We start from the raw sequence: 20388 nt of genomic DNA on the forward strand, positions 1-20388 counted from the left end.
AGCTGTCTTTTTTAATTTCATATGACTTAAATTTGAAATTAAGACACAGTTGAGTCGTTATGATAGCGAGTATCGACACTGAAATCTTGAGGAAATTTAGCAGAAATTTGCGCATAAAATGCCATAATTTCAGCCATATCTTTTTCATAATCACCAGTAGGATAAATAATTTTACCCACTCCAGTTTTTTTCTTCGCATAGTCCATATAGGCCAACGCAATTGGAACACCTGCACTAACTGCAACATGGTAAAAACCTGTTTTCCACTGTTCCTGCTTGGCACGTGTCCCTTCAGGGGTGACCAACATCACCAACTTAGGGTGTTCTTTAAAAAGATCACTCATGAGTTGCACCATACTTGGACGTGGTTCACCTTCATGCTTCGGACGACGGTCAATACCTATCCCGCCCATTGCACGAACAAATGGCCCAAATGGCAGTTTCATATAGCTGTCTTTAATAGTGATACGGACATGCACACCTAAGGCTTTTAATGCCAAACGAGCGTACAGCGCATCCCAATTGCTGGTATGTGGCGCTGCAATCATTACACATTGATCGATATTCAAATCCCAATGATTATCAATCTGCCACCCCATTAAGGCTAAACTTTGTTCTGCAAGCTTTTCGAACACAAAAAATACCACATTACTGAAAATCCGCGCCGATTCTAGCAATGCTGCTGATCAAATACACGGCGATACGCTCAATAAAACAACAATTAATCTATAAACGTATATTTTATTTAATTCCAAATATTTCAAGAAAAAACAGGGTCTTTGAGATTAAAGGTAAAAATACGTGAATAGTATTCTTTATTGAATATACAGAAGCACTCACAGATCTTCACAGATTCATTTCCTGCACTACTGTAAGGTAAAACTAAACAATGAATATCGGGTGCTGTATATGCAAAAGACTGTTTTAGCACTATGCCTATCTTTCACAATGTTAACTGCATGCTCAAAGCCAAATGAAAACAATCCTCCACCAGATCACAATGTCACAGCATCTATGGATGACAGTGCTAGTGCAAGTGTGTTGTTAGATACACCAGACACAGCAAATGCCTTAGATTGGGTAGGCACATATCAAGGGGTTCTACCCTGTCATGATTGTTCTGGGATCGACACTGAACTTGAGCTGACCTTAGATCATCATTTCGTACTGAAACAAAAAATTTTAGGCAAATCGAATCAGAATTATGTCAATGAAGTGAAAGGTTCATTTCAATTTTTGAATGGCTCTGATCAACTGATTCAGCTCGATTCATCAGGCGACAGCCGTATTTATTCTATTGGTGCGCAATTTATTGAAATGCGTGGTGATAAAGGCCAAAAACTGGATATGCCTGAGTTAAATTTAACTTTAACCAAAAAGTTGGATTAATAGTTTAGATTTACTTGATAGTACTTCGAACTTTTTCTTTTAAAAATCCAATGAAAAGTTTGAGGCGATCAAGGTAGCCGAACTTCTTCAACTACCTTGATAATAGGACTTATTTCTTTTGAGAAAGTAAATTTTCAACCAATTTACTAAAGTCAAGCGTAGTCGCTTTTTGTACCGGTGGATAATCCATCAGAGACTTAATATGTTCTCCAAGCAATGCTTCTACAGGTTCACCTAGCCATAGTTTTTTCTGAGTAATTTCAGAGCGATCTGTTGTGCTATCAAATGACTCAAACGGATCCTGACGAAGGTTAAATACCAACGGAATTTTTTGCTTTTGATAGCCATCATAATAGGTTTCACTGGTTTCTAAATGAATCTTCCACTGATTAATTCGAACCGCGCGAAGGGTGGATTCATGATAGTACAAGAAATTATTACGTTTACTTTCAGCAGACTTACCTGTCCAATAATCCAGATTATTTAGACCATCAATATATTGTTTACGATTGGTTTTCATATCTTCCACAACATTTGCATTCCCTGCAACAGTTGCCAAAGTTGTGAACAGGTCCATATTGGCTTGAATCCCTGTTTTCACCTGACCAGCAGGAATATGCCCCGGCCAACGGATCATCATTGGAACGCGAACGCCTCCTTCATAGGTTGTCATTTTTTCACCACGAAACGGTGTCGTTCCGCCTTGATTTTTGGCACTGTGCTCAGGGCCATTATCAGTGGTATAAACAATGATGGTGTTATCCAACACGCCCATCTTCTTCATTGCATCCAAGACTTGACCGACTTGCATGTCGTGTTCAATCATACCGCTACCATACATATCTTCTTCTGAGGTGGCATTCGCAGCTAAATAACGATGAGAGTCTCGCAAATGCGTAAACATATGCATACGACTTGGATTTAACCACACAAAAAATGGCTTATCCGCACTTTTACTGCGCTTCATAAAGTTAAGACTGGCTGCAACGAATTCATCATCCACTGTTTCCATGCGTTTGCTCGAAAGTTCACCAGTATCTTTACATTTTTGCTTGCCCATTTTACCAAAACGAGGATCTGTCGTTTCATCATCGGTAGTTGATGAATAACAATGTAGAACACCACGTGTTCCATACTGATTCACAAATTCAGGATCTTTTGGATAATCATACTGTTCAGGAAATTCTTCAGTATTTAAATGATATAAATTACCAAAGAATTCATCAAAACCATGTACTGTCGGTAAGCTATCGTTCCGATCACCCAAATGGTTTTTTCCAAACTGACCACTCATATAACCTAACGGTTTGAGTACTTCTGCCAAAGTCGGTGTTGCAGCTTTAATCCCTAAAGGAGAACCTGGACGACCGACTGTCGTCATACCTGAACGAATCGGATACTGACCTGTAATAAATGCTGCACGACCTGCGGTTGAACTTGGCTGCGCATAGTGATCGGTAAACATAATGCCTTCTTTGGCAATCCGATCAATATTCGGTGTCTTATACCCCATAACACCATGACTGTAGGCACTGACGTTCTGCCGGCCTACATCATCGGACATAATCACCAAAATATTGGGTGGTTTCGCCATGAGTGCTGTTGAAAGTAAAGTACCTCCAAGCATAGCAATCGAACGTGAAATCATTTTCTTACGCATAAAAATTTCCTTTTTAAATTTACAAAATCCATTTTTGCTAGTGCAAAAACTAAAGCGGAAACACTTCAAAACCTTGGTTAGGTTTTAAATGAGCACCCGATTTTTTAAATATATCCTCACCAACTCAACTAATTTTTTAAACGTTGAGCAATTTCAACTTTGGATGTGGTTGCAGTATGAAAAAATGTCTTAAGACCTGAACATAGATAATGCAGCCCTGCTTCTCCATCTGGAGTCTTTAAAAAACGGTCTTTGGGACAGTCACCCCAACAATATTGAAGATATGGACATTTTTTACAGTACTCAGGCAGTGACTTCGATTTGGCATATGCAAATTTCTTTTGTCGCTCAGAAAAAACTAAATCGCCTTGGTGAATCTCGTGAATGTTGCCCAATTTGTATTCGGGATAAACAAAATGATCACAAGAAAAGAGGTCACCATTGTGTTCGACCGCCAAAGATTTCCCGCAAATTTGACCCGACACACATTTCTGCGCCCCATAGCCAAACATCATTGACACCATGTTTTCAAACTGGTCGATAAAGACCTGCCCAAAGTCTTTCTCTAGCCATTCTTTCCACACAATTGAAAGGAATGTGCCCCAATCATCGGCAGCAATCGACCAGTCTGTCACTACAGAATCTGAGTTGCCCGGCTGCGCTGCTGAACTGCCCAATTTAGGTAAATCTTGAGGATTCCAATGGCCTGGTGCTGTCTGCTGAAACTGGGCACTTTCCATTCCTGGAATCAGTTGAATCATGCGCGGTCGTACCTGATCTCGAATAAAACGATAAACCTCTAACGGCCGTTTCGCATTATCGCGGTTCACCACACATAAGGCATTAAACGGAACTTGATACTGGCGCAATAACGCAGCAGCCTGCATGACTTTGGCATGCGTCGGTTTTCCACCTTTGTTATAGCGATGGATATCATGCAACTTGGCAGGCCCATCTATGGATAAACCCACCAAAAAATCATGCTGTTTTAAAAATGTGCACCAATCCTCATCCAGTAACGTGCCATTGGTTTGTAAATCATTTTCAATACGCTGATGAGGTTTGGTATATTTTTTTTGCAGCTCAACCACCCGCTGGAAAAACTCTAACCCCATAAGTGTAGGCTCACCACCCTGCCAACTAAAAACCACTTCATTGCCCGTTTGCGCTTCGATATATTGCTTAATATGTAACTCAAGCATCGACTCAGACATACGCGGAACTTTTGGTTGCTGTAACATGTCTTGTTTATGCAAATAGAAGCAATAACTACAATCTAAGTTGCACTGTGCCCCAGTGGGTTTGATCATCACGTGATAGCGATAGGTTTGTCCCTGCACTTGCAGGTTTCTTAAAGGCGTAGATTCAGCTTGTATAGGTATCATTCGCATTTTTAGAGTCCTCAATTTTTATTCAGCGTTCAGGCACAAATTAACAACTGTACAAAACCATGTACACAAGTCATTCTGCGAAAAGAGATTCGAGAGTTTCATTTCATTCATTGCATGACGTCTGCTGAAGACCCAAGCCATTTGGTATTCTGAATAGATTAACCCGAGTGACTGTTGCCGCTAAACATGCAACATGAAGGCTACTATTAGATGACCTTGCGGATATGTTGATAATTTCAATGTTTTATAATTCATTCTCTTCTTGTCCCTAAGCTTAATTTTCATTAGCAAAGCCACTGTGTAAGAGTAAAAATCAACAGCCAATTCCAATTTTGGCATACTGAAAAATACTGACCCATCTCACACAGTTGCATTGCTTGGTAGAGCACGTTATCAAACTTTGAAAATAGAAAAACCACTCAAAAGAATGGTAATTGCATTTTTTATGCTCTCTTTTTATTAAAGCTTTCTTCGGATGCAGATCATGTTCTAAAACTTATTATTCTTTAGTGGGCCCATGATGAATAAGCTCATAAAAGTAGGTTTTCTAATTTATTTTCTTAAAACTTATTCGAGAAATATATAGATATCCTTAGATTGCACAGCAGCTATATGAACTTAATGTAAAATTGATATTGAGATGTGTTCAATCATGAATGTACTTGCTCAATTTAACAGAGAATGTTTTGAAATTGTCAATAATCAGGGGTATCTATTTGTTCGAGGCTTTGTTGCACAAAGCCGCCTAATACCAGAACAATAAGAGAATAGGAAAAATCCTATATCCTACTCAATTCAGGCAGTTCAGCTCAATCCACTTTGAATAATTGATAGTAGCGTAAAAAATTCATACCAATACAATACCTCGAAAAGGATGTTTTGTTAAAGATGTTCATTCAAAGTGGTTTTTTTATAAAACCTATTGCTAGTAAGTCCAAAAAGTAATTGTAAAGATTATTATCAAGATCATAAAAAACATAGATACTTTAATGTAATTCCATAGTTTTTTATGGTGATCTATAATGTATATACTTGTTTCAAAATTAATATTACTAAATATTAAGAAACTTCTTTTTTTTAAAAAAAATTCTAAAGAATTTCTGGAAAAAAAATCTATTACATTAATCATCATAACTGCTGTTACAACCAACTCAATGTTAGATATATCCATAGATTTTTTTTTATAAATATCTTTACCGAAAATTTTCTTCTTTAATATTTCATTACTATTTATATATTTTGATGCCATTTGATGGAATATAGCCCAAAAGATAATACTTAATATTAGTGAAATAACTATTAAATCTTTTATATTCATTTTAATCTTTCATATCCATATTCTACAACTGCTTGACCTGTTACTCCACCAACATATCCTCAGATAAGAGTACCTCCAACTGCTATAACTCCTACAACGGCCAGAACAGGAAGGCCAACAGTTCCTCCAACAACGCCTATTACTACACCACCGATGGCTGTTCCAATGCTCCCTCCAATTCTTGCACCTAATAGGCCGCCATTAATTTTACCAGTTTGTTTTAAAATTTCTTTCCTTGTAACATCTGGAACACCTTTTTCATAGACCTGAGCCACTGAATTTACACTGCCATAAATATCCCAAGCAAAAACTAATCTTCCACCCCACTTTAAACTTTTACTTACTTTTGATGTTTCATCCATGTTTTTAATATAGTCATCGATACTCCTATAATTTTTTGCACAAAGATTTAAAAAATAAAATACCCCTAAGCGACTCAAATTTAAGTGACAACTTGGGTGTGAGCTCGGTCTAATTCTGTAAATTTATTTAAGACTGCCACACGTGCATGAATCTCGTTGACTTGGCTGTCAAAATTCCTAGCGCTGAGTTTATCGCCTAATAATTTGATACAATGTATCTTAGTTTCGACCAAACTGCGCAGATGATACCCAGACCACTTTTTCATCAGTCTGCTCATTAAATTATTGAACGAGATGATAATGTTTTCCAGCATTAAAACTATGAAAATAGAAATTCCAGTTCGAACCAAAATTCAGCAATAAACTTCCATCATCATGTGATACGACACTAAAGCCTTCAAATGGAACGCTATATTGGTCATACACAACTGAAGCTGGTAGTTGGTGTTTGCGTCTATCGCTGCTTTTTCAACTATCAATTCTTCACAGTTCCAAATTTATTACTTTTTTCCTTCCTCTTCATCCTTAATCTCCCATTTACTATTAGGATCATCTATTACAATTTGTATTTTCTCGCAATTCTTTAAAATTCGAATATTTTCTTTAACGACTTTACTCTCTAACTCAAGCAACTTGCTTCTAGCTATCTCTAACCCGAACTCATTCGCTAAAGTATAATATGCATATGCAAGGTCAAAATTTTGTTCTACTCCATCACCTTTTTCATACAATGAGGCTAAATTATAAGCAGCACGAGGTTCATTATTTTCTACTGCCTTTTCGTACTAGTAGACAGCTTTCGTCATAGACTTATCTATTACCTCGCCTTTCTTATACATAACTGCAACATTAAATTGTGAGGGTGCATAATTTTTTTCAGCAGCCTTTAGAAAATAGTCAAAATATTTTTTCTTATCTTTTATCCCTATCCAACCTTCATAATAACAGTTAGCAGTATTTGCAGCTCCCAAACCGTAGTCTAACCCGAATCTCGGATAAGAAATTGACTTGAAAAATAAGAGGACTAGAGCCATCAGTTGAGTTACCACACCAAACTTAAAGCTCTAGTCCTAATGTTCAATAGTACCGAATTATTCTGTGTAATCGATGATTTCTTTCTTAAATTTGAAGCAACTTATTGGAAATTTCTTAAACAAAGTCGTCACTCTATAAGAATTCGACCAGCCCAATTGAGTCTCTCCGAAATCAATTTTATCGCCATTTGGTATAAGTGTTCTCATATCAATAATTTCAAAGCATTCTTTTCATGGTTGAAACAGGATAAAAATCATTTATTCAAAAATTTACCCTGCTACCAACGGATGATTCACCTCATCAATATGCATCAATTGGCACTACATGCTTTACATGTCGCCTTAATGAAAGGCCAACGTAGCCAATATTTATGGGTTGATTCAACCACTTTACCTGTCTGTAAAAATCAACGGATTCAACGCCATAAATCATTAGCCAAAATTGCATCACGTGGTAAAAGTTCGATGGGATGGTTTTATGGCTGTAAATTACATATCACGATGAATCAATTGGGTGAAATAGCATGTTCTGCTTTATCTAATGGACATGTGGCTGACATAAAAATAGTTGAGCATTTAGTTGAAGGCTTAGAAGCAAAGCTTTATGCGGATCGTGGCTATATTAGCCAAGATTTAAAAAGCAAGTTAAAGAATCAAGGTATTGATTTGATTACCTATCATCGAAAGAATATGCAGTCTGTTCAACTCTGTACATCAGATGAATATCACTTAAAACAGCGCAATAAAATAGAAACGTTATTCAGCTTATTGAAAGGTCAATACAATTTAGTGACGAGTAAAGCACGTAGTATTCATGGATTTCTAAGTGGGATTTACACATCGTTATGCGCATATCAATTAACTCAACGAAATAAGCCAAAAATTCAAATTATGGAATCATTGGCTTAAACAGGATTCGGGTTAGTCTAACTTTGCTGATTTCTCATAATATTCGCGTGCTTTTTTAAGGTCCCTTTTAAAATAAAATCCGTTAAAATACATAAATCCAATTGAGTTAATAGCTTCTGGCACATTCTTATCCATTGCTTTTACAAAATAAGTATAAGCTTTCTCATAGTCCTGTTTCACGCCCTTTCCATGAACATATAAACTTCCCAAAGCATTTTGAGATTTAGTATCACCCTGATCAGCCAATTGTTTAAATATTTTATAAGCATCTTCATATTTATCTTGATCAAATAAATTTTGTGCTTTTTTAAATAAGGGATCAATATCCTGCTGGTTATTGCTATTTTCCTGTTTTTCTGTATTTCTGTATTTCTGTATTTCTGTATTTCTGTATTTCTGTATTTCTGTATTTCTGTATTTGTAGAATTACCACAAACCACTAAAGAAAATGAAGATAAAAATAGAGTTAGAATAACTAAGAAAACATTCTTTTTAGTCTTAATCTTCATATTCAATCTATTTTCCTTTCACTAATTATCTAATATTGACCACCTTAATTTGGATGATCAATATACCACTTCAGGTTTTGTTGTGCTTTGGGATCACCTAAATCTGCCAGAGGCTTAATAATTTCAATAGCTTTCGCAGCATTTTTATTGACACCTTTGCCGCTAAAATACATCTCAGCCAATTGAATCTGCGCTAGGCTATAATCTTGATTTGCAGATTTAGTAAGCCATACAAAAGCTTTTTTATAGTCCTGCTCGACCCCTTCTCCATAGTAATAAGCTTGTCCAATATTAAATAGAGCACTTGCATTATCTGCATCAATATCTATAGCTTGAGAAAAATATGAAAGCGCCTTTTTATAATCTTGTTCAAAAACTATTCCTTCTTGATGATAAATTCCTAACATATTGATAGAATCGGCATTATTCATATTTGCAGCTTTTTCAAAATACGGTAAAGCCTGCTTATAATTTCCTTGTAAAAACTCTAAGATACCTAAATTATGGATACCACCAACATAATTTTGATCAGCTGCTTTTTGAAACCATTTTTTAGCTTGTTTTAGATCAGTCTCTCCCCAAAAACCATGCTGATAACCATTGCCTAATGCGTTTTGAGCTTTAGCATCACCTTGATCCGCAAGTTGCTTAAATATTTTATATGCATCTTCATATTTATCTTCATCGAATAAATTTTGTGCTTTTTCAAATAAAGGATTAACGTCTTGTTGGCTATGGTTATCTTTCGGTTTTGTGGTATTAGCAGAATTACTACAAGCGACTAAAATAAATGAAGATAAAAACAGAGTCAGAACAATTAATAAAATATTCTTTTTAGTCTTAATCCACATATTCAATCCCCTTGCCTTTTCCTTTCATAAGACGTTCATTTCGATCATATAATAAAATCGGAATTGTATAGGATTTTGCAACAGAATGCGTGATTGAAACAGGTTTCCCTTCTGCTATTTTTTTAACTTTTTTAGCACTTACATCATATGCATCCTGAAATCCTCTACTCCTCACCGTTCTTTCCATAGTGTTTCCTTGACTATCAACATCACTCACTGTGGCATAACCATTAACCCGACTGATCGAGTAAACACCAACGTTTAGGGTATTAGTTAAAGTTAGCCCACTACCAGTCAGGTCAGAAACATGCTTAGCTTTCACATTAAGTGTTGTACTTCCCATAGAAACGCTCACATCTTTCTTTAAACTTTCTTTAAGTTTTTTTTCATCTTTTAACAATTGCGATAATTCATTTATATTTCCACCATTGGCTAAATGAGGGACTTTACTTGGGTCAACTTCACCACTTACGCCAACAGAAACGAATAACATCCAGTCTCCGTTATCATCATAAGCAATCCCAATATCTAACGCACTTCCAATAAAATATAGTGCTCCACTAAAAGTTATAAATATTTGTTTAGCAGAAGGTTCTTTGGCTTGATACTGTGTGATTGCTAAACCTTTTGCTTTTGAAAACATCAGCTCTTTTTTTAGAATTTCAGGAATATAGCGATCTCGATTATTTTTTACTTTTAAAATTTTTCCAACTGAAAGTATATTCATATTAGACAAAGGAATATTGTTCTGCATAGCAATCAGGCTAGGATTAACCTTAAACTTTTTTCCTAAACTCGATAGCGTATCCCCAGCTTTAACTTCATAGACAACATCCACAAAATCATTTGGATTACTTGATTTAATTGATATTTTTTCTTTTTTTACAGTATCGCCAATATAAAGTTTTTGTCCAATCTTAATTTTATTTTGATCTTTTATTTCATTATTTCTCATAAGTACATGAATATCTTTTTTAAATTTCTGAGCAATTGTTTTTAAAGTATCTCCGGACTGTACTTGATAGTAGTCAGACTGATGATTAGAAGCACCTTTATCGGCTGTAACAGCTTTCCCCAGTTTACTTATAGGAATATGCACTCTTAAAGGATATTCAATACTTTTTATATGAAGATAATTTTCATTGACGTGTATTTTTTTTACCAATGTCCATTGGCTAAATGATGTTGGTTTTCCTTTCACAAGGACTTCAATGGTACATATCCCACTCACAGTAAAAGGTTCTGTCTCGCCCTTCTTATTTGTAAATTTCCTAAGTTTGGAAGGTGCTATCATAGGGGTTGTCCATTTTTTTTGTAATTCAGGTGTCAATTTAAGAATATCATTACTCGTTTGAATCCTATACTCAAGGTTAGGGACAACCTCCTCAGAACCAAAATAAAAAAATGTGATGCGGAAATTTAATTTAGCCAACTTCAGTTCTCCAAATTACCATTTGGTTCTACGAAAAATTCCTCTTCGACAATAAAATCAGGATGTTCAATAAACAATTCCAATTCCTCCATCTCAGAAGACGAAATTCTTTTTGTGAGGCCTTTCGCATCTAAAAACCCTTCGTGGAAAGCCCCATTATTCTTATAAACTCTATATTTTGATTGAGAAAAATCAGATAACGTATCCAATTGACTTAAATCGTACTTCATACTTTTTTGATCTAAATCAAAATCTGTACTTGGCAATATTGGAAGTTCATATGTTACTTTATCCCCCCCCATAAACATATGTTGTCCAGCATTAGCCTCAAACTTCCCACCCGTTTTTGGAAAAATTCCTGAGCCATTCAAGGCAATCTGCGATGAGCCACCCGTAATCAAAACTTCTTTCGGACTACTGATTTCTATCCGATCTTCTGTAGACGAGATGGTAATTCCCAATTTAGCAAATACATCTAAAGCATCTGACTGTGCTTGAATTTCAACTTTACTTTGCGCGGCAATGGCTTTAATGCCACCTTGTGCAGCAAATAGACTCACTTTGCCTAAAGCTTGTCCCAAAAGATTCTTTTGGGTACTGAGGTTAATACTATCGCCCGCAGTATGGTTGATAATACCTGTGGCTGAAAGATGGATATCTTCAAGGGTACTTAAGGCAATCCCATCAACAGAACTGAGTAACATGATGGCTTTTTTATACTTGGCAACATCTTTTTCAATTTCTTCGGCAAAAGCTTTTAGTTGCTCAATCGATTCAATTTCATCGGTCTTTTGATTCTTGGCAATATCACTTAAGGCTTTACTATTGGTCTGGCTGCCTTCAAGCTGCTTTTTGGCAATCTCACTATCTAAATGTTCACCTTTGGCTTGAACTTGTTTGTAGGTCGAAAGTAGTAAGCCCTGTCCTGCACGTACTGCTCCCCATTGGTCAGTACGAAGCTCAAAGCCTTCACCACGATCATCACTTTCAGCTTTGTCTTTTGGGTGACTCAGTTTGCCCAAGTTGAGTTGGCTAGCGCCATGACTACTCTGTAACTGGCTGCTGATTTGCCCTGTCGTATCGTCAAACCTAAGTTGATTGTATCCACTGCCCTGATATTCTTTACTTTTTATCCCTGCCAACTTTTTAGTATCAGGTAGTTTACCTTTGTTGTCGAACTTGGTTGGATGACGTTGTGCTTCATGGATACGTCCCACCACAAATGGTCGGTCGATATTACCATCAAAGAAATCAATGACCACGATCTCACCAATGCGTGGTAGGAATCTTGCCCCATAGCTCTCACCTGCCCATGGGGTCAGTACATCTACCCAAGCAGAATCCGTATCGTTATCATTGGAACCAGCACCACCATCATGAGTGTTGTCTTCGTTACGAGTAAATAGGAATCGAACTTTGATGCGTCCCCATTCATCAACATAGATTTCTTCTCCACTTGGGCCAACAACTTTGGCACGTTGTGGTGATGCTATCGGTCTATGTTGTAGCGGATTGTATTCTGGAACAGTAACAATGTTACGTCGTTGAAGCGTGAGTGTGTTGGCTTGGCGTTCATCTGTATTATTGTTTGCAATCTTGCTTGTTTGCCAATTACTTTGTTGAAGCAAGGCACCCACTTGATCATTCAGGTCTTTAGGTAAATTATTTTGGTTGTGAAAAATCTTAGCAGTGATTAGAAACTGTTTGTCTGCATCTAGATGTTGATCTATTTCGGGGTGTTCATTGAACTCAAACCAGTAGCCTACATGTGCATCACGTACTGTAGAGGTTGCACAAAATTGTTTAGCTTGTGCATTGTAGTAGTGACTTAAGGTTTGATTAAACTTTTCAATCTGACTATTGCCTGATTTGGTCGCACCATCTTCACCGTTTAAGTCCTGTATCCATGCAGGGCTAAAGTGCCATGCCTGCTCCAAACCTAAACTAGCATTGTCATAATTTTCACTATGGCTATGCTTGCTTTGAACACTTCCCGCACCTTCTTCAGTTGCCAAGACATCGGCTTGCCAACGTTGTACATGTACAGAAGTCGGTTGAATTGAACGCTGACCTACAAAATGAGTAATATAATCGCTTTTTTCTACGGCACTACTGCGATGAAAGCGGATAATGCGACGGTCTAGGACGTTAAATTGCGAATTATCATCAATTAATCTTAACCTTTGCGGCTGGATCTGTTCACTAGAACTAAGCACTTTAAGTTGTGCTTCATCAATCAGCCAGTTAATACCTTCACTTCTCATCAACCGCGTCAGAAAGTCAAAATCGCTTTCCGAGGCCTGCATAATAAATGGACGAACATCATAATCTTGGGTTAAGCCACTTTTATCCAAAGTCAAACTTAAAGCGAAGAGCGCACTACGTTGCACCCACTCTTGAAACACGATTTGGATCACGTCCACAACCGACTTATTCATAAACACGCGACTATTACGACGATGGTTCCATAAGGCTGTAGAATCTTTGACAGTCAAACGATAGATTGTAAGAGAACCATCACTCGCACCTATATCTGCTTGGGTCACAATACCTGAAACACGAGTTAACTCAGATTTGTCTGTGACAATATCAACAGCAGTTTGGCACCCAATAAATTGTTTTAATGGAATTTGAGCGTTGGTTGAAAGACAAATCAATTGTAGATGAGTACTCTCATTGAGGCTATGCATCCCATCAATACGCTGTAGGAAAACTTGATTATTTAGAGATGTATTTGAGAATTGCACATGGATCGCACGTTTCTGTGCTATCAGTCCAAGTTGCTCTAATGCAGCATAAATATTGTTAGACATAAGCGATTTATTATTTAATTTTAGAATGTGGTCATTTATACAAATTGGCCCGAATTCTAATCTAGTTACTTCCATATTTGAATGATAATTTATGTTTTTTATTGTTAATCTATTTGATTATATTCCTAAAACAGTGCAATCAAATAATATTAAAATGGCTTAGATAGCCATAAATAAATCCGAAAAAATGCACAAACACAGCAATAAAAAAACTTAATATGTATTTTGCTTCAATAACTTATCAATAAAATGTTAAATATAAATGATCAATAAATAGAACCATAATATTACGATCAAAGTATGATAATACTTAAAATTTATTCAGATTAAAAAATGGCTAAAAAATCAATTATTTTAATTAAACAGCCTAACTAAACCACTTGAACATTATGAGCCAAACTAATCCAACATCTACAAATAATAAAAAGGCCGCATTTAAGCGGCCTTTTTACATCTAAAATAATATGGTGCAGATTACATCATTCCGCCCATACCACCCATGCCGCCCATATCAGGCATTGCAGGCTTATCTTCTGGAACGTCAGTAATCATACATTCAGTTGTCAACATTAAACCTGCTACAGATGCAGCATGCTCAAGTGCAGAACGCGTTACTTTCGCAGGGTCAAGAATACCCATTTCTAGCATGTCACCATACTCAGAAGTAGCAGCGTTATAACCGAAGTTACCTTCACCATTTTTCACCGCGTTAATCACAACTGAAGGCTCATCACCCGCATTGGCAACGATTTGACGAAGTGGCGCTTCAATTGCACGACGTAAAATATTGATACCTACATTTTGATCGTCATTCGCACCATTTACACCGTCAAGCGCAGCTGCAGCACGTACCAGTGCAACACCACCACCAGCAACCACACCTTCTTCAACCGCAGCACGTGTTGCATGAAGCGCATCGTCCACACGGTCTTTCTTCTCTTTCATTTCAACTTCAGTCGCCGCACCAATTTTGATTACAGCTACACCGCCTGCCAATTTGGCAACACGTTCTTGAAGTTTTTCTTTATCGTATTCAGAAGACGATTCTTCAATTTGCGCACGGATTTGAGTTACGCGTTCAGCAATTTGAGCTGCATCGCCAGCACCGTCAACAATCACAGTGTTCTCTTTAGACACAGTGATTTTGTGCGCAGTACCTAAGTCTTGAAGAGAAGCTTGCTCTAAAGTCATGCCTACTTCTTCAGAAATCACAGTCGCGCCCGTCAAGATTGCGATATCTTGAAGCATTGCTTTACGACGGTCACCAAAACCAGGTGCTTTCACCGCACATACTTTGATAATGCCGCGCATGTTGTTGACAACAAGTGTAGCTAAAGCCTCACCTTCAACATCTTCAGCGATGATTAAAAGAGGTTTACCTGTTTTAGCAACAGCTTCAAGTACAGTAATTAATTCACGGATATTGCTGATTTTTTTATCAACAAGCAAGATGAACGGATTTTCAAGTTCAGCCGTTAATGTATCTTGTTTGTTTGCAAAGTATGGGCTGATATAACCACGGTCAAACTGCATACCTTCAACAACGTCCAAAGCATCTTCAAAGCCTGAACCTTCCTCAACGGTAATCACGCCTTCTTTACCTACGCGCTCCATTGCTTGTGCAATGAGTTTACCTACAGTTTCGTCAGAGTTTGCAGAGATTGAACCGACTTGTTCAATCGCTTTGGTATCAGAAGCAGGTTTTGCTGTTGCTTTAATTTCAGCAACCAATGCTTTAACAGCAAGGTCAATACCACGTTTCAAGTCCATTGGGTTCATACCCGCTGTTACAGACTTGATCCCTTCATTTAAAATTGCTTGAGCTAGTACAGTTGCTGTTGTTGTACCGTCACCCGCGATGTCATTGGTTTTAGAAGATACTTCACGAACCAATTGAGCGCCCATGTTCTCAAATTTGTCTTTTAGAGAAATTTCTTTCGCAACAGTTACACCATCTTTAGTGATGTGCGGCGCACCGAAAGAACGGTCGATCACAACGTTACGGCCTTTAGGACCCAAAGTTACTTTTACAGCATCTGCAAGCACGTTTACGCCTGCAATCATTTTAGAACGAGCTGAATCACCAAATTTTACGTCTTTAGCTGACATACTAAACTCCAAATATTCTTAAATTTTAATCAATTGTATTGCTTAAACAGCAAATGAACGTTCTGAATTAACCTTCAAGAACCGCTAAAATATCAGACTCTTTCATCACAAGAAGTTCTTCGCCTTCAACTTTAACTTTAGTGCCTGCATATGCACCAAACAGTACATTGTCGCCCACTTTTACATCTAAAGCACGAATGCCATTGTCTGTAATTTTGCCATTACCTACTGCAATAATTTCACCTTGAGCTGGCTGTTCAGCAGCAGAAGTACTCAAAATTAAACCGCCCGCAGTTTTAGTTTCCTTTTCTACGCGGCGAATCACAACGTTGTCATGTAAAGGACGAATTTTGCTCATTTCTAGCTCCATAGACATTTTCAAAATGCCATTGTTTACGATGTGAAGATGACTTCTTATTCCTAGGTCATCAACAAAATTTTGATATGACACTTTTGTGGGGATGGAATAAAACGCTTCAAGGGCAAACACAAAATATTTTTATATTTTTGTGCTCTTTTTAAGCAAACCTCATCAAAGTTCAGACACTCAATTCAATCTGACATACTTTGCTGCATCAACTCGAAGCGATTGGTTGCAGCGTTAAAGCTCAAATGTTGTACATCGGCATTCGGCAAAATAATATTCAGGCTATTGGGCAAACCCGCATGTAAACGATAAGATGTTGCCGTTCCAGCATGGATATCCAGCACTGGATGCGATACCCCAAGTTGATAAATCTGATTCAAATCATAAACGGCAGCGTGGTGTAAATGCCCATGTAAAAGTCCATTTAAACCATGTTGGCTCCATTGCTCCAATGCAATACGACCAAGCATCGGACAGTCTTTCACACCATGACTATGGTCTGGCGGAGTATAAAAAGGCTGATGCGCGGCGATCAGTTTAATTTTGTGCGCAGGTGCTTGCTGCAATTTTAGATCAATCTCTTGAATTTGGTTCAGTGAAATATGCCCTCGCGTGTGGTAACGCCGACGAATACTATTCACTCCAATGACATAAAAATGTTCAGTTTCTAAGGTGTTTTCCATCCCCCCAAAAAACAGTTGATAACGTGCAAAGGGACTGAAAAAACGATTCCACACATGGTACAGCGGAATATCATGATTCCCCGGCACCACCAAATACGGCAGCTTTAAACTGTCTAAAAACTGCCGACAAGCATAAAACTGAATAAACCGCGCACGTTGGGTCAAGTCCCCACTGACCACCACTGCTTCAAAAGAATGTTCCTCACATAACTGACGAATGGCCTGTAAACAGGCTTCGCGTTCGGTCCCAAAGTGTAAATCTGACAAATGTAAAATCATGCGGGAACCATGATATTCAGCGCATGCTTACGTACTGTAATTTTCAGCGGTGGTGTCATCGTGACAATTTCTCCATCTACCGCAACCGTAAGCTTATTACGCTTTGAATGAACAATCACTTCATCTGCTGCAAAGCTATAGACATCGGAAGCCTGATCTAAATTGCCTTTAATCAGCTGCCATAAGGTCTTGAACAAAGTCCGCTTATCACTTTTTGCTACTACCACGCCCGCCACTTTGCCTGCTTCCGCCGCCTCGGCAATACGTAGTTTCATTTCAGCCAGTTGAAGTTGATTATTGCCAAAGAAAATCAATGGCGTTTTCACTGGATAGCGCTGTCCATCGACTTCTACTTCAAGTTTTAACTCTTTTCGGTCGCGGATGAGAACATCCAATGCCGAAGTATACGCATGCAATGGAAAACGTCCAAAATGCTTATTAAACTGTTCTCTTTTTTGAATAAATAAAGGATAAAGCCCTAAACTGGCATTGTTCAGATATATATGTTGATTCAACTGTGCCACATGTACAGAACGTGGCTGCCCTTCACTAATGGCTTTGGCTGCATCTAATAGGTCCAACGGAATATTCAGCACTCGCGCAACATAGTTAAAGGTACCTAGCGGCAAGATCCCCATGGGAATATCCGTTCCCATCAATTTAGATGCAACAGCATTTAAAGTGCCATCGCCACCTGCAGCAACGACGACCCCTACATTTTCCGCTTGACGATGACGTAGTAAAATCTCTTGCATCATCTGATCAAAGTTCATGCACTCACTTAACTCAAATGACTGTATTTCAAAACCCGCGGTACTCAGATCGGCTACCAACTGCTCATATACTTCATCTTTATTTGCGGCATGAAAACCTGATTTTTTATTATAAATAAGTGATAAAGGTTTGAGTTGCTCTGACATTTTGCACCTAAACTTGAAGTAATTGCTCTATTTTTGTCCAAATATTCAACACTTAACAGTTTTGTTATGTAAAATTCAAATGACTACCATTTATTTAATCAATAATAAATCTCAATCACAAAATAAATACAAGCATTTGATTTTAATACTAATATCTTAAATGAATAATCCTCATAAATATAATAAATACACAAAATAAAAGCCAAAAATTAAATCAAACTATTGTTTTTTAAACGTTAAAATGAAGAAACCCCATCGAACTGTTCATAATTTAGATACGCCTTTGGTCTTATTTTTTTTATCAAATTATGCTTTAATACAGCCACTTTTTTTTCATCTTTTCATCTCCGCAGTAAATTTTATTGCTGAGATTGTACTTTGTACAAACGTGTACATATTTGAGATAGGCCTCACCATGACCCAAGTGAACGCACCAGAATTCGTTCGTCACCCTAAGCTTATTGCGTGGGTGGAAGAAATTGCAAAATTAACAAAACCAGCGAAAATTGAATGGTGTGACGGCAGCGAAGAAGAATATCAACGTTATATCAACTTGATGATCGCTAACGGCACAATGCAAGCGCTTAACCAAGAAACGCATCCTGGTTCTTATCTTGCTAATTCTGATCCTTCTGACGTTGCTCGTGTTGAAGGTCGTACTTACATCTGTTCTGAAAAACAAGAAGATGCTGGTGCAACAAACAACTGGGAAGAGCCTGCTGAAATGCGTGCTCGTCTAAATGGTTTGTTTGACGGCTCAATGGCAGGTCGTACTTTATATGTAGTACCGTTCTCTATGGGCCCATTGGGTTCTCATATTGCGCACATTGGTATCGAATTAACTGACTCTCCTTATGTAGCAGTTAGCATGTCTAAAATGGCTCGCATGGGTAAAGCTGTTTATGACGTTCTTGGTACAGACGGTGAATTTATTCCTTGCGTACATACTGTTGGTGCGCCGCTTGCTGATGGCGAAAAAGATGTTGCATGGCCTTGCAACCCTGAAAAATACATCGTTCATTACCCAGAAACACGTGAAATCTGGTCTTACGGTTCTGGTTACGGCGGTAACGCATTGTTAGGTAAAAAATGCTTAGCTTTACGTATTGCTTCTTCTATGGGTCGTCAACAAGGTTGGTTAGCAGAACATATGCTGATCCTTGGTGTGACTAATCCTCAAGGCGAAAAACACTACATCGCAGCGGCATTCCCTTCTGCTTGTGGTAAAACAAACTTCGCGATGTTGATTCCACCAGCTGGCTACGAAGGTTGGAAAATTGAAACTGTAGGTGACGATATTGCTTGGATCAAACCAGGTGAAGATGGTCGCTTATACGCAATCAACCCAGAAGCAGGTTTCTTCGGTGTAGCACCTGGTACAAATACCAAGACCAACCCGAACTGCATGGCGACATTGACTAAAGATGTCATCTATACCAACGTTGCGGTAACTGACAACGGTGAAGTATGGTGGGAAGGTCTTACTAAAGAAGCACCTGCCAACCTAACCAACTGGAAAGGTCAACCACATGTTGCTGGTGAAAAAGCAGCTCATCCAAATGCGCGCTTTACTGTTTCAGCGGGTCAATGTCCTTCTATCGATGCTGACTGGGAAAATCCAGCAGGTGTTCCAATTTCAGCGTTCATCTTTGGTGGTCGCCGTGCGGACACAGTGCCTCTAATCTCAGAAGCATTTGACTGGGTAGATGGTGTTTACAAAGCTGCAACTATGGGCTCTGAAACAACTGCTGCCGCTGTTGGCCAACAAGGTATTGTTCGTCGTGACCCATTCGCAATGCTTCCATTTGCGGGTTACAACATGGCGGATTACTTCTCTCACTGGTTAGAGCTTGGTGAAGAAGTTGCAGCGAAAGCTAAAGCTGCGGGGAACAAACTTCCAGGCATCTACAACGTGAACTGGTTCCGTCGTGATGCTGAAGGCAACTTCGTATGGCCTGGTTTCGGTCAAAACATGCGTGTTCTTGAGTGGATCATTGACCGTTGTGAAGGCCGTGCTGATGCAGTTGAAACACCAATTGGTTTAGTTCCAACTTATGAACAGTTGAACTGGACAGGTTCTGACTTCACTAAAGCCCAGTTTGACCTTGTGACTTCTCAAGATAAAGATCAATGGATCAAAGAGCTTGAAAGCCATACTGAGCTATTCGACAAACTTGGTGAACGCCTACCAGCTGCACTTAAAGCTCGCCAAAACGAACTTTTAGATGCTGTTAAGCAATCTGCTTAATCTTTAAATTAAGCCAAAAAAGACCGCGTAAGCGGTCTTTTTTTAATCTCTTTATAATTTTAAAACTTTATAACTCAACAAAAATTTATCACGCTAGACATGGCTTACACAGAA

Annotated in this window: 16 protein-coding genes and 2 pseudogenes; 3 read left to right on the top strand and 15 right to left on the bottom strand. The window is 38.1% G+C overall.

The annotated features are described in order from the left end of the window. Nucleotides 1-38 precede the first annotated feature (38 nt). Nucleotides 39-635: a 1-acyl-sn-glycerol-3-phosphate acyltransferase gene (locus F946_RS07860; RefSeq protein WP_010326291.1), complete on the bottom strand. Its 597-nt coding sequence runs from the start codon at nucleotides 633-635 to the stop codon at nucleotides 39-41. Nucleotides 636-909: 274 nt separating this feature from the next. Between F946_RS07860 and F946_RS07865 the strand changes: the two genes are divergently transcribed. Beyond that, nucleotides 910-1389 (top strand): copper resistance protein NlpE, encoded by a 480-nt coding sequence (locus tag F946_RS07865; protein WP_004980933.1) that lies wholly within the window; start codon nucleotides 910-912, stop codon nucleotides 1387-1389. 109 nt (nucleotides 1390-1498) lie between these two features. On the opposite strand, the gene F946_RS07870 is transcribed toward F946_RS07865, so the two are convergent. The 6 genes and pseudogenes from F946_RS07870 to F946_RS17555 form a co-directional block, all read right to left on the bottom strand. Further along, on the bottom strand, nucleotides 1499-3049 hold the full coding sequence (locus tag F946_RS07870) for an arylsulfatase (protein ID WP_004980935.1): 1551 nt from the start codon (nucleotides 3047-3049) through the stop codon (nucleotides 1499-1501). 128 nt (nucleotides 3050-3177) lie between these two features. Beyond that, nucleotides 3178-4440, bottom strand: coding sequence for an anaerobic sulfatase maturase (locus F946_RS07875; protein WP_004980939.1), 1263 nt, complete (start codon nucleotides 4438-4440; stop codon nucleotides 3178-3180). A gap of 925 nt (nucleotides 4441-5365) precedes the next feature. Further along, nucleotides 5366-5758, bottom strand: a complete 393-nt coding sequence (locus F946_RS07880) for a hypothetical protein (RefSeq protein ID WP_004980941.1) — start codon at nucleotides 5756-5758, stop codon at nucleotides 5366-5368. A gap of 59 nt (nucleotides 5759-5817) precedes the next feature. Continuing rightward, the gene (locus F946_RS07885) at nucleotides 5818-6198 is read right to left on the bottom strand and encodes a hypothetical protein (RefSeq protein ID WP_155118242.1); all 381 of its coding nucleotides are present in this window, start codon (nucleotides 6196-6198) and stop codon (nucleotides 5818-5820) included. A 2-nt stretch (nucleotides 6199-6200) separates the two neighbouring features. Then, nucleotides 6201-6389: pseudogene (locus F946_RS07890) on the bottom strand (IS5/IS1182 family transposase); the annotation flags it as partial. Nucleotides 6390-6620: 231 nt separating this feature from the next. Then, nucleotides 6621-7103, bottom strand: a pseudogene (locus F946_RS17555) (tetratricopeptide repeat protein); the annotation flags it as partial. Between the two features lie 90 nt (nucleotides 7104-7193). Here F946_RS17555 and F946_RS07900 point away from each other — a divergent pair. Further along, nucleotides 7194-8063: an IS982 family transposase gene (locus F946_RS07900; protein WP_035326623.1), complete on the top strand. Its 870-nt coding sequence runs from the start codon at nucleotides 7194-7196 to the stop codon at nucleotides 8061-8063. 12 nt (nucleotides 8064-8075) lie between these two features. Here F946_RS07900 and F946_RS17030 read toward each other — a convergent pair whose 3' ends face one another. The 8 genes from F946_RS17030 to F946_RS07940 form a co-directional block, all read right to left on the bottom strand. After that, nucleotides 8076-8309 (bottom strand): tetratricopeptide repeat protein, encoded by a 234-nt coding sequence (locus F946_RS17030; protein WP_228128106.1) that lies wholly within the window; start codon nucleotides 8307-8309, stop codon nucleotides 8076-8078. A gap of 307 nt (nucleotides 8310-8616) precedes the next feature. Further along, complete coding sequence (locus tag F946_RS07910; protein WP_004980954.1) at nucleotides 8617-9423, bottom strand: tetratricopeptide repeat protein; 807 nt, start codon at nucleotides 9421-9423, stop codon at nucleotides 8617-8619. Continuing rightward, on the bottom strand, nucleotides 9413-10855 hold the full coding sequence (locus F946_RS07915) for a LysM peptidoglycan-binding domain-containing protein (RefSeq protein WP_004980955.1): 1443 nt from the start codon (nucleotides 10853-10855) through the stop codon (nucleotides 9413-9415). Before F946_RS07915 ends, F946_RS07910 begins: the two co-directional genes overlap by 11 nt. A 2-nt stretch (nucleotides 10856-10857) precedes the next feature. Beyond that, nucleotides 10858-13668, bottom strand: a complete 2811-nt coding sequence (locus F946_RS07920) for a type VI secretion system Vgr family protein (protein ID WP_035326625.1) — start codon at nucleotides 13666-13668, stop codon at nucleotides 10858-10860. Nucleotides 13669-14142: 474 nt separating this feature from the next. Further along, nucleotides 14143-15777 (bottom strand): chaperonin GroEL, encoded by a 1635-nt coding sequence (gene groL, locus F946_RS07925; RefSeq protein WP_004694331.1) that lies wholly within the window; start codon nucleotides 15775-15777, stop codon nucleotides 14143-14145. Nucleotides 15778-15844: 67 nt separating this feature from the next. After that, nucleotides 15845-16135, bottom strand: coding sequence for a co-chaperone GroES (locus F946_RS07930; RefSeq protein WP_004694333.1), 291 nt, complete (start codon nucleotides 16133-16135; stop codon nucleotides 15845-15847). A 194-nt stretch (nucleotides 16136-16329) separates the two neighbouring features. Beyond that, nucleotides 16330-17106: a metallophosphoesterase family protein gene (locus F946_RS07935; protein WP_004980967.1), complete on the bottom strand. Its 777-nt coding sequence runs from the start codon at nucleotides 17104-17106 to the stop codon at nucleotides 16330-16332. After that, nucleotides 17103-18026: a diacylglycerol/lipid kinase family protein gene (locus tag F946_RS07940; RefSeq protein ID WP_004694337.1), complete on the bottom strand. Its 924-nt coding sequence runs from the start codon at nucleotides 18024-18026 to the stop codon at nucleotides 17103-17105. Before F946_RS07940 ends, F946_RS07935 begins: the two co-directional genes overlap by 4 nt. Nucleotides 18027-18441: 415 nt before the next feature. Between F946_RS07940 and F946_RS07945 the strand changes: the two genes are divergently transcribed. Next, nucleotides 18442-20274 (top strand): phosphoenolpyruvate carboxykinase (GTP), encoded by a 1833-nt coding sequence (locus F946_RS07945; RefSeq protein WP_004694340.1) that lies wholly within the window; start codon nucleotides 18442-18444, stop codon nucleotides 20272-20274. Nucleotides 20275-20388: the final 114 nt, after the last annotated feature.

It is taken from the genome of Acinetobacter johnsonii ANC 3681, assembly GCF_000368805.1.
Classification (GTDB): Bacteria; Pseudomonadota; Gammaproteobacteria; order Pseudomonadales; family Moraxellaceae; genus Acinetobacter; species Acinetobacter johnsonii.